Origin of the sequence: Psychrobacillus lasiicapitis, from assembly GCF_006861795.1 — a bacterium.
In the GTDB taxonomy this organism is placed as follows: domain Bacteria; phylum Bacillota; class Bacilli; order Bacillales_A; family Planococcaceae; genus Psychrobacillus; species Psychrobacillus lasiicapitis.
In genome coordinates this window covers 19,483-33,390 of the sequence record NZ_VDGH01000015.1, presented here as the reverse complement: position 1 = coordinate 33,390, position 13,908 = coordinate 19,483, and the positions used below count along the sequence as shown (strand labels likewise).

12 protein-coding genes and 2 riboswitches are annotated in these 13,908 nt (G+C 37.5%); of the genes, 7 read left to right on the top strand and 5 right to left on the bottom strand.

The window, feature by feature from the left end:
• Window positions 1–1,215 (bottom strand): 2,3-diketo-5-methylthiopentyl-1-phosphate enolase, encoded by a 1,215-nt coding sequence (gene mtnW, locus FG382_RS20745; RefSeq protein WP_142540763.1) that lies wholly within the window; start codon window positions 1,213–1,215, stop codon window positions 1–3.
• 80 nt (window positions 1,216–1,295) lie between these two features.
• A riboswitch (SAM riboswitch) is annotated at window positions 1,296–1,401 on the bottom strand.
• A gap of 176 nt (window positions 1,402–1,577) precedes the next feature.
• Window positions 1,578–1,732, top strand: a riboswitch (SAM riboswitch).
• Window positions 1,733–1,806: 74 nt separating this feature from the next.
• Between mtnW and mtnK the strand changes: the two genes are divergently transcribed.
• From mtnK to FG382_RS20715, 6 genes are all read left to right on the top strand, one after another.
• Entirely contained in the window at window positions 1,807–2,997 is a 1,191-nt protein-coding gene (mtnK, locus tag FG382_RS20740) for an S-methyl-5-thioribose kinase (protein WP_142540762.1), read from the top strand.
• Window positions 2,994–4,049, top strand: coding sequence for an S-methyl-5-thioribose-1-phosphate isomerase (mtnA, locus tag FG382_RS20735; protein WP_142540761.1), 1,056 nt, complete (start codon window positions 2,994–2,996; stop codon window positions 4,047–4,049). Before mtnK ends, mtnA begins: the two co-directional genes overlap by 4 nt.
• Complete coding sequence (locus FG382_RS20730; protein WP_142540760.1) at window positions 4,046–5,125, top strand: sugar ABC transporter substrate-binding protein; 1,080 nt, start codon at window positions 4,046–4,048, stop codon at window positions 5,123–5,125. The genes mtnA and FG382_RS20730 overlap by 4 nt, the downstream gene beginning before the upstream one ends.
• Window positions 5,126–5,209: 84 nt before the next feature.
• The gene (locus FG382_RS20725) at window positions 5,210–6,694 is read left to right on the top strand and encodes a sugar ABC transporter ATP-binding protein (protein ID WP_244950554.1); all 1,485 of its coding nucleotides are present in this window, start codon (window positions 5,210–5,212) and stop codon (window positions 6,692–6,694) included.
• Window positions 6,678–7,691 carry an ABC transporter permease gene (locus FG382_RS20720; protein WP_244950553.1) on the top strand — a complete coding sequence of 338 codons (1,014 nt, stop codon included), beginning with the start codon at window positions 6,678–6,680 and terminating at the stop codon, window positions 7,689–7,691. The genes FG382_RS20725 and FG382_RS20720 overlap by 17 nt, the downstream gene beginning before the upstream one ends.
• 219 nt (window positions 7,692–7,910) lie before the next feature.
• A complete protein-coding gene (locus FG382_RS20715) occupies window positions 7,911–9,110 on the top strand; it encodes an MFS transporter (RefSeq protein WP_142540757.1) in 1,200 nt (399 codons plus the stop codon).
• Between the two features lie 37 nt (window positions 9,111–9,147).
• Here FG382_RS20715 and FG382_RS20710 read toward each other — a convergent pair whose 3' ends face one another.
• Genes FG382_RS20710 through FG382_RS20700 form a run of 3 tightly spaced genes read right to left on the bottom strand, consistent with a single transcriptional unit; the run spans window position 9,148 to window position 11,632 of the window.
• A complete protein-coding gene (locus tag FG382_RS20710; RefSeq protein ID WP_142540756.1) occupies window positions 9,148–9,795 on the bottom strand; it encodes a TetR/AcrR family transcriptional regulator in 648 nt (215 codons plus the stop codon).
• A 12-nt stretch (window positions 9,796–9,807) separates the two neighbouring features.
• Window positions 9,808–10,914: an ABC transporter permease gene (locus FG382_RS20705; protein WP_142540755.1), complete on the bottom strand. Its 1,107-nt coding sequence runs from the start codon at window positions 10,912–10,914 to the stop codon at window positions 9,808–9,810.
• The gene (locus FG382_RS20700; protein ID WP_142540754.1) at window positions 10,892–11,632 is read right to left on the bottom strand and encodes an ABC transporter ATP-binding protein; all 741 of its coding nucleotides are present in this window, start codon (window positions 11,630–11,632) and stop codon (window positions 10,892–10,894) included. Before FG382_RS20700 ends, FG382_RS20705 begins: the two co-directional genes overlap by 23 nt.
• Window positions 11,633–11,784: 152 nt before the next feature.
• Here FG382_RS20700 and FG382_RS20695 point away from each other — a divergent pair, with 152 nt between their 5' ends.
• Window positions 11,785–12,870, top strand: coding sequence for a CapA family protein (locus tag FG382_RS20695; RefSeq protein ID WP_142540753.1), 1,086 nt, complete (start codon window positions 11,785–11,787; stop codon window positions 12,868–12,870).
• 50 nt (window positions 12,871–12,920) lie between these two features.
• Here the strand turns inward: FG382_RS20695 and FG382_RS20690 are convergent, their stop codons facing one another.
• Window positions 12,921–13,811 (bottom strand): LysR family transcriptional regulator, encoded by an 891-nt coding sequence (locus FG382_RS20690; RefSeq protein WP_142540752.1) that lies wholly within the window; start codon window positions 13,809–13,811, stop codon window positions 12,921–12,923.
• Window positions 13,812–13,908 lie beyond the last annotated feature (97 nt).

Genomic DNA, 13,908 nt, shown 5'->3' with positions numbered 1-13,908 from the left:
TTACCCCCATAATTCGATTGCTGATTTGAGTTCAACATGCTGCTTTGCCGCTTCTGTAAGAGGTATTCCAGCAAGCACGGCTTCCACAGCTTGTCTGAAGGCAAGTCCGCCACCAATCGCACCAGCAGGGTGTCCATGTACCCCGCCTCCAGCATTAATAATGCTATCAACCCCGAAATCTTGCATTAATAGAGGCACTAAACTTGGGTGTATGCCAGCTGAAGGAACGGGAAAAGTTCGTTTTACAGCACTTGCTTTCGTTAATTCTTTACCTAGAGAAAGAGCCACTTTTTTCTCAAGAGCAACACTTCCATACGGAGAAGGAAATAATGAAAAATCAGCTCCCGCATAACGTGTTAATTTGCCAAGTAATAGGGATGTTGCCACCCCGTAAAATGGAGAAGAAGTGAATGCCCCGCTATACGCGGGATGTGCCATAAGTGGTAGTTGGATTTCGTCGTCTTCAGACAGTTCTTGAAGTACGTCCAGCCCGTATGCATGGACATTGAATAGTAAAGCATCGGCGCCGAGTTCTTTCGCTATTTTAGCCTTTTCTCGCAAACCAGATGTTCGTCCTGATAAGTTCACCGCATAAAGAGTACGATGCCCGGTCTCTTCATACACTTGACGCAATACTTCCTTGGCTGTTGTAATTCGCTTGTCAAAAGGGGTTAATGGATTGTCGAAAAGAATCTCATCATCTTTTACTAGATCTACCCCTCCAAGCGCTTGATGTCGAAGCTGTTCTGCTAAATAATCGATGTCCCGTCCAATGACTCCTTTGAAAATGCTCATGATGAGCGGTCGATTATGTACATTTAGTAAGTTTCTTATTTGCTCGATACCAAATCTCGGTCCAGGAAAATTTGCTAATAGTTCGGGAGAAAATTCTAAATCTAATAGCTTTACCTCACCGTCTAATGATAATTTGCCAAAAACAGTTGTTAAAATAGCAGGCAAGTCTGCTGAAAAATTGACACTAGGATATTCTATCTTTATCTCTGCTTTTATTTGATCTAGTTTAGTTGGGTGTTGTATATTTTCAAACTCTTCAATTGAAACAACATTACCTTTATGCTGTTTTAATTGTTCTTGTTCCAGTAAAGGTAAATCGGTCCATGAGCCAATCGTTAAACCTAAAGCGATGTCTTCTGCTTTTTTTTCGAATGATCCAGGCTTTCCGTATAATTGATAAACAGAAGTTACTCCACTCATAATTTCAATCTCCTTTAATATAAATTGCCCAATAATATAAAAAACCTCTTCAAACAAGAAGAGGTTAAGTAGTTAACAACTTCTTATTTCTCAGTCAACTGACTGCAAGAATTAGCACCGTGTTCAATTACTGAATCGGTTGCCGGGTATCATAGGGCTCGTCCCTCCACCTGCTCTAAATAAGAAAAATTATTCAATTAAAATTACGTTATATTGTCAAATTAATAATGATTATTTCATGCAAGTGGAATTATGTCAATACAGTATTTAGATTTTTTATAAAATTTAAAAAGGTAATTGACATTCCATTTTCTAATATGCTAGGATTCTAATCAAATAACATTACGTGAAAAATAATAGCACTCTTATCAAGAGCAGGCAGAGGGTAATGGCCCGATGAAGCCCAGCAACCGACCGTAATACCGTTGTGAGACGGGGCGCTTTTTGCGCCGAGATGAAGATCTCTTAAGGCACGGTGCTAATTCCATCAGAAAGGAAACTTTCTGAAAGATAAGAGGCGAGAAATCTCTTATTCTACGCCTCTTTCTTTGGAAAGAGGTTTTTTATTTTGTAAAAGGAAGGTAGAGAAAAATGACAATTGCCACGAAGAAACAATATGAATCTTTAACAGAAGAGCAGGCTATCACATATGCAAAAAATCTGAACCTTTTTTCAGATGATGCGCAACTTACTTGTAGTGAAATTGGTGATGGTAATCTGAATTATGTTTTTCACATTAAGGATTTGAGAAGCGGGAAGGGTATCATTTTAAAACAAGCATTGCCCTATGCAAAGGTAGTTGGTGAAAGCTGGCCTCTAACATTGAAGCGTGCGCTAATTGAAGCAAATGCCTTAAAAAAACACGGGGAATTCGCAGCAGGATTAGTACCAGAAGTATACGCAATTGATGAAGAATTGGCGATTACAGTGATGGAAGACTTATCTCATCTCACCATTGCAAGAGAAGGATTGATCCGCCTTGAATCTTATCCAAAGTTAGCGGCCGATATTGGGAAATATCTTGCGCAAACCTTATTCCATACATCAGATTTTGCTTTACATCCATTTGAAAAAAAGAAACTAGTTTCGGAGTATTCCAATCCTGAGTTATGTAAAATTACGGAGGATTTAATTTTTACCGATCCATTTTTTGACCATGAAACAAATGATTTTGAACCTTCGTTGCGTGTAGAGGTGGAAGCACTTTGGAATAATGAACTATTAAAACTAGAAGTAGCAAAATTAAAGAAAAGTTTTTTAACTGAAGCGGAAGCATTACTCCATGGAGATTTGCATACAGGAAGTATTTTTGCGAGTGAAACGGAAACGAAAGTAATTGATCCGGAATTTGCTTTTTACGGACCAATTGGATTTGATGTTGGTTTATTTTTGGCTAATTTAATTGTTCAAACGGTCACAAGAGAAGGGGAACAGCGAGAAGTTATCCTTCGCCATATTGAGCAAACATGGGAAGTATTTTCTGCTAATTTTTCTGAACTTTGGGAAAACAAAGCCGTGGAATCCTATAAAGATACAAAAGGATTTAAAGATTATATATTGGATAAGATTTTCCAAGATGCACTTGGCTTTGCTGGTTGTGAGTTAATTAGGAGAACAATTGGTTTAGCCCATGTGAAAGACTTGGACGGAATTAAAGAGGATGAAAAAAGAATTTTGTCGAAAAAACAAGCATTACGCATCGGAGAACTTCTCTTATTGAAACGCGAAAGTATTAGTTCTATCCAAGCGGTAATCGTTTTACTTGAGGAGCTGCAAAAATGACTATTCCGTTATCGATCAAATGGAACAATAATAAACTTGAAATATTGAATCAACAAAAACTACCGCTTGAGGTCGTATATGAAACTCTAGAAACCCTGGAAGATGTATATGATGCCATCCTAACTTTAAAAGTCCGAGGTGCTCCAGCAATTGGTATTACCGCTTCCTATGGATTAGCGGCAGCAGCACAGTTCTATGAAACAAACTCATTGGATGAATTCCATCAACTATTAAGTAAAGATGCATTATATTTAGCTGAATCTAGGCCAACAGCCGTCAATTTAGTATGGGCTTTGGAGCGTCTACGTGGTGCAGTAGAGCAGGCAGAAACTGTGCAAGAAGCGAAGATGCAATTATTAGATGAAGCAGATAATATATACAAAGAAGATGAGGCATCCTGCCGAGCTATTGGTGAATATGCCTTATCATTACTTGAAGACTTTACAAAAGTCATGACTATATGTAATGCAGGAACCATTGCAACTGCGAAATATGGAACTGCACTAGCACCTTTCCATCTAGGTAGTGAAAAAGGAAAGCAGTTTCAAGTATACGCTTGTGAAACGAGACCTGTATTTCAAGGAGCACGACTTACTGTATGGGAGCTTCAGCAATCTGGCGTCGATGTCACACTGATTACGGATAGTATGGCTGCCCATACGATAGGAGCAAAAGGAATCGAAGCAATTATTGTTGGGGCAGACCGAATTGCTGTAAATGGCGATACGGCTAATAAAATTGGAACACTTAACTTGGCGTTATTGGCAGCAGCATATCAAATTCCATTTTACGTGGCGGCACCTTCTTCGACTTTTGATTTGTCCATCGCAAATGGAGAAACGATACAAATAGAAGAACGTTCTTCGGAGGAGATTACGCATATTGCTGGTAAACAAGTAGCTCCAATTAATACAAAAGTATATAATCCGGCCTTTGATGTGACACCGGCGCATTTAATAACGGCAATCATTACAGAAAAAGGAATCATTTATCCGGAATACAGTAAGAATATTGTTGCATTACTCGGCACAAACAAAGGAGAAAAATCATGAAAACAAAAATAGCTTCGTTTATATCCATCCTATTAATAATTGGCATTCTATTGTCGGGATGCCAGCCAAAAAGCAATGCAAAAGAAGAAACGTCAAAGCCTAGCTCGGAGAAAGTTTCAGAAAACGCTTTGGCTGGAAAGAAAATCGCACTAATTTTACAACAAAATCTTGGAACTTTTTCTGCGCAATATATTGAAGGTGTAAAGGAACAAGTGGAGAACTTTGGAGGAACCGTTACTGTATTCAACTCAGAAGGGGACTTGGCAAAAATGGCATCGAATTTAGATGCAGCGGTAAACCAAGGTATGGACGGAATCTTAATAGATCATGGAACAAAAGAAGCATTAAACCAAGGTGTTCAGAATGCCGTAGACAAAGGAATCCCAGTAGTAGCATTTGACGCTGGTGTGGACGTAGAAGGAATTACTGTTTTAGAGCAAGGCGATCAAAAAATGGCGGAAATGACGTTACAGAAATTATTAGAAGATGCAAACGGTGAAGCCAATATCGTGAAAATTTGGGTTGCTGGTTTTGCACCGATGGAAAGAAGACAAGTTGCTTACGAACAGTTTTTATCTGAAAATCCAGGGATTAAAGAGATTGCTACATTCGGAGCAGCAACACAAAATACAGCACTTGATACACAATCACAGATGGAAGCAATATTAAAACAATATCCAAACGAAGGGGATATTACAGCAGTTTGGGCAGCTTGGGATGAGTTTGCAAAAGGTGCAGTTCGAGCGATTGAACAGGCAGGTAGAACTGATATTAAAGTGTACAGCATAGATATGAGCGATGAGGATCTTCAGATGATTCAAAAGGAAAATAGTCCTTGGGTTGCTTCTGCTGCCGTGGATCCAATGGATATCGGACGTATTCAAGTACGTTATTTATACCAAAAGATTAATGGCGAAAATCCGGAAGCAAACGTAGTACTAGAACCAGTGTTTGTCGATGCATCTAAACTTCCAGAAGAAACGGTGACGACTAATAGCTTACATGAGTTTATCGACGGCTGGGGTGCTAGCGAACAAGGGTATACGGATGCACTAAAAGAGTTGGAAAACCAATAAACTCAACTACTAGCAGCTGTCCTGAAAAATAGGGCAGCTGTTTTTATAGAAAGGAGCATGTTTGTGGCTAACCCTTTTCTGTCGATGAATTCAATACGTAAGTCATTTGGAAAAGTGACAGCACTAGAGGATGCAAAATTTCACTTAGAAAAAGGGGAAGTGCATGCATTGTTAGGTGTAAATGGCGCTGGAAAAAGCACACTGATGAAAATTTTATCGGGAGTGTATGAGCAAGATGATGGTGAAATTTTGATAGATGGTAAGCTTGTTAATCTACGTTCACCAAAAGCGGCGAAGGAAAATGGAATTTACTGCGTGTACCAGGAAGTAGATACAGCAATTGTACCTGAATTATCTGTTGCCGAAAATATTATGCTCGATACCATAGCAACGAATAATAACTTGTTTATCTCCACATCGAAACTATACAAAGAGGCAAGCGTTGCTCTAAAGCAATTACAGGCAGAGAATATTCCAGTGCAACAGCCAGCATTTAAACTCACGTTGGCGGAAAAACAACTTGTTTTAATCGCAAGAGCACTTGTTAGTTCGGCAAAAATCATTATTTTTGATGAACCAACCGCTCCTTTATCACTCCACGAATCAACTAAACTTTTTTCTGTCATTGAAGAATTGAAAGCACAGGGAGTCGGTTGCATATTTATTTCGCATCGACTTCCGGAAGTGTTTGACATTAGTGACAGAATAACTGTTATGCGTGATGGAAAGTTGGTGGACGTTTTTCAAACTGCAGATGTAACCGCAAAGGAAGTCATTGAAGCAATGCTTGGTACTTCCTATCAACAAGAGCAGTATAGGAGGAATTATACTCTAGGGGCAACATTACTGGATGTAAAAGAATTATCAGATGGTCAAAAGCTAAAGGACCTTTCTTTTACTGTTGCCGAACGAGAGATTGTCGGTATTGTTGGTCTGGTTGGAGCAGGGAAAACCGAATTAGCAAAAGCATTATTTGGCTTAGAATCACTTCAAAGAGGAAGGGTGGAGATTTTAGGTAAGGAGTTAAAAGCGACACATCCCAGAGATGCCATTAATGCAGGGATGGCCCTTATTCCAGAAGAACGTAGAAAAGAGGGATTATTCGTCCATGAATCCTTGCAAACAAATGCTTCTTTTCCTAACTTACGAAATTTTTCCAAGCTATTATTTATGAATAAAAGAGCGGAAAAAAGTTTTGCCAAGGATATTATTAAACGATTACAGATTAAAACAGATGATACGGAAACACCACTCGTTCATTTAAGTGGAGGAAATCAGCAAAAGGTAGTAATCGGTAAGTGGACTTCGAGAGATTCCATTCTGTACTTATTTGATGAACCGACAAAAGGTGTCGATATCGGCGCAAAAGCAGATATTTTTAAGCTGATTCGAGAACTAGCAAAGAGCGGAAAAGGCTGTCTTTACTTTTCGAGCGAGATTCAAGAAGCACTAGGTATTGCAGATCGTATTTTAGTCATGTATAACGGTCAAATCGTGAAGGAGTTTTCACGCGGAGATGCGACCCAAGAAAGGATTTTGTTGTATGCAAGCGGTGGGAAAGAAGAATAAAGTAAAAGAAAATGGTATTCAATTTCTATTCAAATATGGTGCGATTGCATTATTAATCGTTATTATTTTATATTTTAGTTCGATCAGTGAAGCATTTTTAACTTATGCAAACTTTACGGATATTTTGCGGTCGATATCTATTGTTACGTTACTTGCATTAGGGGTCACCTTTACATTAGTGGTAGGCGGATTTGATCTGTCGGTTGGTTCCACGATGTCATTGTCAACAGTCATAACAGCTTCTTTAATGGTATGGTACGAGATGCCGCTCTGGCTCGTTATAATTTTACCAATCTTAGTAGGGGTTTTAGTAGGTGTACTTAATAGCTTTCTAATTGTAATATTAGGAATTCCAGATTTGCTTGCTACATTAAGTATGATGTATATCGTTGCGGGTTTTCATCGCACCTATACGGAAGGGTATTCTATTTACAATAATATGCCGCTTACTGCTGGTGGTACAGCCCCGGGTCAGTTGTCAGAAGCTTTTCTTTGGATTGGTCAAGGAAGAATGCTTGGTTTACCGGTTCCTGTATGGGTTATGCTAGGAATGGTGTTCATCGCTTATGTAGTACTCCATCATACTCGTTGGGGACGGGTTTTATATATGACAGGGGGAAATGCAGAGGCTGCTACGTTGTCTGGAGTGAATACTCGTAAAGTGAAGTTCGCAGCATATGTGATTTCTGGTGTATTTGCTTCTATGGCAGGCATATTGTTTACTGCACGTGTTGGATCGGGACAAATTGATGCCGGTGCTCCGATGTTAATGGAAGCGGTGGCGGCTGTTTTTGTAGGTTACTCTGTTCTTGGAGCAGGGAAGCCAAATGCTATCGGGACATTCTTTGGAGCAGCTGTGATCGGTATATTATTAAATGGCTTAACAATCATGAATTTGCCATATTATGCATTTGATATTATCAAAGGTGCCGTATTAGTGTCAGCACTTGCTGTGACGTATGTTTATGCGAAAAAAAGATTTAGCCAAACAGGATAAAGTGAAACTTCAATAAGTGGGGGCTTCCGACGCACAGGACGTGCTAGTGCGGACGTTGCGACATGGACGTCGCGCTTTTAGTCCGCTTTCCCCCACTGATTGTTAGTTGTGTCCCCCACGATGCGGGATAAATTTTGTGTCTCGAAGTACTTGTTTTCTTTTTATACGAGTATATAATTCTAGCATATCCTATATTATTTTTCGGAATGGATGGAATCTATGAGAACGTATAATGAGAAGATCAGTATTTATCATGGAATGGCTTCTACTACAGCACTTAACTTTTCCAATAACTTTTTCCCGATATTTGCGATCACGATACTGGGTGCTACAAACTATCAAGTTGGATTAATCAGTTCGTTGCCTCCATTGATCGCATTGTTAATGACTATTCCAGCAGCGGTGTTATTAAATAGAGCCAATGTACAAAAGAAGCTAGTGGCTATGTCTGTGCTTCTTGCAAGATTGATGTTCTTATTCATTGTATTTGTGGTGTATTTACCATCTTTTTCGCTTCAAGCATGGGCTTTTTTAGCGATTATTGCTTTTATTAGTATACCAAATACAGTCGCTAATGTAGGCTGGCAAACGCTTATTAGTGGGATGATTGAAGAGACTAGACGAGGACAGTTTTTCAGTGATCGCAATCGTTTGTTAACGATGGTTGGACTTGTGACAACTTTACTAATTGGTATTTTAATGAGGGATGCTTCGGAAAGTATTGTTGCTTATCAAATCCTATTTGCTGTCGCATTCATTTTTGGATTGCTAGAGGTGTTCTTCTTATTAAAGCATGAAGAAGATGTGGTGAAAGTAGAAAATGATCAAGCCAAAAAGAAATCAATGGATTGGAGTATTTTTAAACATGCTCATTACGTTTGGTTTCTAGCAGCCGCTCTCTTTTTTAACTTTGCTTGGCAAATGGCTTGGGGACTTTTTAATATATATAATGTTCGAATAGCTGGAGCAACTATTTTTTGGATTAGCATGTTTTCTGTTGGTAGTATGCTTATGCAAATACTTTCATTTTCACTTTGGAAAAAATGGGCCGATAAGTATTCTAATATGCTTGTATTTATATGGGCGGCACTTGGAATGGCAACAACCCCTTTTTTAGTTACACTATCTACAAATCTGTATTATTTAACGGTCATCCAAACGACGTCAGGTTTCTTCTTATCTGGGACGGTATTGATCTTATTTAATTTATTATTAGAGAAGTCTCCCGAACCATATCGTACGTATTGTATTACGACCTACAACGTCTTGTTAGCATTTGTGGCATTTGTTGCTCCACAAGTTGGTATTTGGTTATTAGATCTGTTAGGTATGGACGTGGCTATGTATATCAGCTCCATCCTACGGTTTTTAAGCGCCTTTGGATTTTTATATGTGTATATTAAACAAAGAAAAAAGTAAAAAAAGCGCAGGTTTTATGCGCTTTTTTTGTCTATATTCAATCTTTTACTGCTAGCCCGTGCATGATAAATTGAACGGTTCGCTCCGTCTCTAGTTCATCATCCCATTCGCTATCTGGGAACAAAATATATCTGGAAATTAAAAAGCCGAATATACTCGAAATGGCAAGTCTTGCAACACTTAATGTTGGCATTTCAATAAGTTGACCTTTATCTTGATAGTCTTTAATAACTTGTAAAATACGTTCGAAAGTTTTTCGAGCAACTTGCTCTATAAACTGTTCTCTTAACTCAGGTTGGAATGGTATTTCCTGTATGACAATTTTAATAACAGGCAGCATTTTTTTAATAATGTCACTTCGATTTTTGATCGCCGCTCTTAAAAAATCTTCTACATTTTCATAGGGGCGATCCAGTACTTTGTGAAAATCATTTACAATGAACGGACCAATTAGCTTTGTCATTAGGGGAGCGACGATAGAAACAAGCAGCTCTTTTTTTGTTTTATAATGTCTAAAAATAGTTCCCTCTGCTACTCCGGCTTTTTTTGCAATCTCATTAGTAGATGTTGCTGCATACCCTTTTTCTGAAAATGATTCTATTGCAGCAATGATAATCTTTTTTTGCTTATCGGTTAATTTTTCTTCTTCAAATAGTTGTTGTAACAATACTTCATCCTCGGACATAGGTTACTCCCTTCAAATTTTTCGATATTTCTTTAAGGCAACTATATTTAAAACAATAAAAATAAGGGCGAATCCTAATAATACAAATAGCTCGTTTTTAATATCATTTAGTCCAAAGCCTTTGTACATCACATCTACTAACGCATTTCCACCATAGTACATAGGCATAAATTTGGCAACGATTTGCATCCAATCGGGCATTCCTTCAAAAGGTAGGATACCTGCAAAAAAGACTTGGGGAACAATGGCAATTGGTATAAACTGCATCATTTGAAATTCGGAATTTGCAAAAGCAGACAGTAAAATACCAAGTAATAATGCAACAAGTGCTAGTGCTAGATTAATCAGAATGACATTCCAAAGAGACCCAATAAGCATAATATCTAAAACCTTAGTAGCGTAAAAAACAACGATTATTGTTTGAATGATAGCAAATAAACCATATCCGATTAAATACCCAAACACAATATCTTTTCTTTGAATAGGTGTTGCCATCAAACGGTCAAGAGTACCAGTCGTACGCTCTCGTAACAACCCAATTCCGGAAATGAGGAATACGAAAAAGAATACAAAGAAACCTACTAAAATGGGACTTAACTGATCAAAAAATGTTGTTTCACTGTTTCCATAAATATAAGAAGTGCTCATTTCTGGCATTTTTATTTGGTTTAAATTTATTGGTGCATTTGGTTGCTGTTGTGCGATATCCTCCACGAAATGGGCTAAATTAGTTGCTTGTTCTTTTGCGTTTACGGTAGAAATCGCTTGCATTACTTTCGTTTGTAAAAGTTTTGCTTTTGAGGGATCGTCATTTGTAAGGGTAAGATTTAATTGATCTCCCTCCATTTGTAGCACACCATCTAAATCTTTCACTTTAATAAGTTGATTTGGACTTTTTAGTTGATCGAATTGGATGACCTTTAATTCTTTTTCTTTTAGCTCATCTATTAAGCTTTCTTCCGCTCCATTTACCCCTAATCTTGGAGTATTTGGATCAGAGGATATTAGAAAATGCAGTAAAGTTAAAATGACTAATGGTGCGACCATCATTAAAGCAAGTGTTCGTTTGTCACGTACCATTTGGATGCAAACACGTTTAACTAATGCGATTGTTCTCATCCTTTTCACCTCCTGCTTTTAAAAATACTTCTTCTAGACTGTTAATGTTGTAATGGCTTTTTAAAGTGGCCGGAGAACCATTCGATATTATTTCTCCATCTCTTACCATCGCAAGCTGATCACATTTTTCCGCTTCGTCCATTACATGTGTTGTGATTAATATTGTTTTTCCTTCACTTTTCAAACGAACAATCTCTGCCCAAATAGACTTTCTAAGTTCTGGATCAATACCGACTGTCGGCTCATCAAGTATTAAAATTTGAGGATCGTGTATTAATGCAATAGCTAGCGATAATCTTCGCTTCATACCACCTGAATAATTTAGTACCTTTTTAGACAAATGGGGTGTTAATTCTACTAAATTTGCTGCGTAAGCAATTCGTTCTTTTTTTACTTCTTTGCTTAATTTATAAAGAGAAGCGAAAAAAGCAAGATTTTCCTGACCAGTCAAATCATTGTACAAAGCATCTGCTTGTGCCATATATCCAATGCTTTGTAAAAGTTTCAAATTAGGAACTTGTGTATTTAGAACTTGGACTTGGCCAGTGGAAGGTTGGTCCATCCCTACGATGATTTTGACTAATGTTGTTTTACCCGAGCCAGAAGGACCGATTAAACCAAAAATTTGTCCGGCATCTACTTTAATATTAATGGCTTTTAACACGTTTTTTTTGCCAAAGCTTTTACTTACTTGTATTAACTCAATGGTTGAAGTCATTTATAAAACCTCCTTTTAATAAAAATGAGTGATTACTCACTTTCATTATATGCAAAATCTATAATAGGTCAATAGCTGTTTGGAAAAATAAAAGATACAATGAGAAGAAATCGTATTATATAAAGAGAAGATTTTAAAAAGGGAAGTGTTTTATGAAAATATTAATTCCACTACTGGTTATTCTAGTTTCGATTTTATTTTATTTTAATTTGCAAATAAAGGAGCCTTTTAAGGAAAAGTTCCACGGGAAACAATTTTCGACATTTCATATCGATTATCGGGAAGATACAATAAAGATCGGGATGATTGGCGATATATTGCTGCATCATCCGTTATACAACTATAAAAGTTTTTTATCCTCTTTTGAGCCAGTCAAAGAGGAACTAGAATCATTAGATATTTTAATAGCCAATCAAGAGTCTATTCCAGCCGGTAGCGAATTTGGTTTGTCAGGGTATCCGGATTTTTCTAGTCCTCCTCATATTATTAGGGATTTAAAAGAAGTAGGAGTAGACCTTATATCAATGGCAAATAACCATACGCTCGATCAAGAAGAGGCGGGTGTACGAGCTGCGATCCATTATATGAAAACAGTTGAGATGCCTTACATTGGTGCATATGAATCTTTTGAAGATTTACAAACCGATCGGATTATACAAGTAGATAATATTAACTTTGGATTTCTCGGTTATACTTACGGGACGAATGGTCATGACACAACTAGTGATAAGGATTATTTAGTTAACCGTATCGATGAAGAGCGAATCATGGAGGATATAAGCGCTTTAAAGCGAAAAGTAGATTTTGTTGTAGTCAGCATACATTGGGGGGCAGAGTATGAATTGGAACCTAATGGGGATCAAAAAAGACTTGCAAATGTGATTGCAGATGCAGGAGCAGATATTATTTTCGGACATCATCCACATGTGATTCAGCCATATGAATTGATCACAACAAGTAGTGGCCATAGAGCGCATGTGTTTTATTCACTTGGAAACTTCTTTTCTGCACAAAAAACAGAGAACACAAATGTCGGTGGAATTGCCGAATTAGAAATATTAAAGAAGACTATTAATGGTAAACAAGTGTTAAGTATAGAGAATCCTTCTTTTGAATCAACAGCTGTATTAAGAGGGGAGCCGTTTACGGTGCAACCGCTTGTTCAAGTGGAAAACCAGATTGGTCAAACGGATAAGTGGGTGCAACAGCATGTATTTGGTAATTGTAACTACCAATGAATGATTTTAATAAAGGTTCTAGAAGCAAAACTCTAGCATTTTTAGGAATGCTAGAGTTTTGTTTTTTGTCGTAACCTATCTCTAAATGCCATTACATGTCGTTTGTTTTCCATCACAGGAGAGCATATACAGGAAAATAATCGTTTAAAGGGTGGATGGCTAAGGGGAAGGATAGAAAGATTACGCTGTTGGATATCTCTCTCTATTGCATGTACGGACAGGAGTGATAGTCCTTGTTTATTATGCATAATCGTTTCTTTAATCCCTTGATTGCTACTAACGGTAATTATTGATTTCGCCTTTAAACCATTGGAACGGATCATATGTTTTAAATACTCTCGTGTTCCCGATCCTTCTTCTCTTATAAACCATGTTTGATTTTGAAGATCGGCTATACTTACTGAACTTTTAGTAACAAGCTCATGTTCAATTGAACTAACGATAAATAACTCATCCTCCATAAAAGGTTCTACTAGCAACTCCTTCTCATTTGTTTGGCCTTCTATCAAACCAATATCCACATTCAGCAACCGAACAGACTGCACAATTTCTTCTGTATTTCCTATAAATACTTCCAATTCCAGGTTTGGATAAACGTTCTGTAGTTCAACAAGTAGGGGAGGGATGACATACTCGCCTATTGTAAAGCTTGCTCCAATGATGAGCTTTCCTATAATGTCATGATGATGCTCAAGAATTTCTCTTCGAGTTTGCTCGTACATGGAAATTATTTGTTTAGCCCGATCATATAAGATTTCACCTGTAGGCGTAATTTTTAGTAATTTGGGTGAACGTATGAATAACTCTGTTTGAAATTCTACTTCTAGATTTTTTATATGCACACTGACACTTGGTTGTGAAATGTGAAGGAGTTCCGCTGCTCTTGTAAAATTTTTCGTTTCTACCAGTGTTATAAATGTTTTAAGTGCATCATAGTACAACTGATCACCTCCAATTATTAAAGATATTAATGGTAATGATTATTTATATGTATTTTACTAATAACGAAAACCTTCGTAAAGTGGAAGTAAACATAGG

What these genes read in the sequence shown, in the direction of transcription:
- mtnW (WP_142540763.1), bottom strand. Translation starts at nt 1,215, where the DNA reads ATGAGTGGAGTAACTTCTGTTTATCAATTATACGGAAAGCCTGGATCA.
- mtnK (WP_142540762.1), top strand. Translation starts at nt 1,807, where the DNA reads ATGACAATTGCCACGAAGAAACAATATGAATCTTTAACAGAAGAGCAG.
- mtnA (WP_142540761.1), top strand. Translation starts at nt 2,994, where the DNA reads ATGACTATTCCGTTATCGATCAAATGGAACAATAATAAACTTGAAATA.
- FG382_RS20730 (WP_142540760.1), top strand. Translation starts at nt 4,046, where the DNA reads ATGAAAACAAAAATAGCTTCGTTTATATCCATCCTATTAATAATTGGC.
- FG382_RS20725 (WP_244950554.1), top strand. Translation starts at nt 5,210, where the DNA reads ATGAATTCAATACGTAAGTCATTTGGAAAAGTGACAGCACTAGAGGAT.
- FG382_RS20715 (WP_142540757.1), top strand. Translation starts at nt 7,911, where the DNA reads ATGAGAACGTATAATGAGAAGATCAGTATTTATCATGGAATGGCTTCT.
- FG382_RS20710 (WP_142540756.1), bottom strand. Translation starts at nt 9,795, where the DNA reads ATGTCCGAGGATGAAGTATTGTTACAACAACTATTTGAAGAAGAAAAA.
- FG382_RS20705 (WP_142540755.1), bottom strand. Translation starts at nt 10,914, where the DNA reads ATGAGAACAATCGCATTAGTTAAACGTGTTTGCATCCAAATGGTACGT.
- FG382_RS20700 (WP_142540754.1), bottom strand. Translation starts at nt 11,632, where the DNA reads ATGACTTCAACCATTGAGTTAATACAAGTAAGTAAAAGCTTTGGCAAA.
- FG382_RS20695 (WP_142540753.1), top strand. Translation starts at nt 11,785, where the DNA reads ATGAAAATATTAATTCCACTACTGGTTATTCTAGTTTCGATTTTATTT.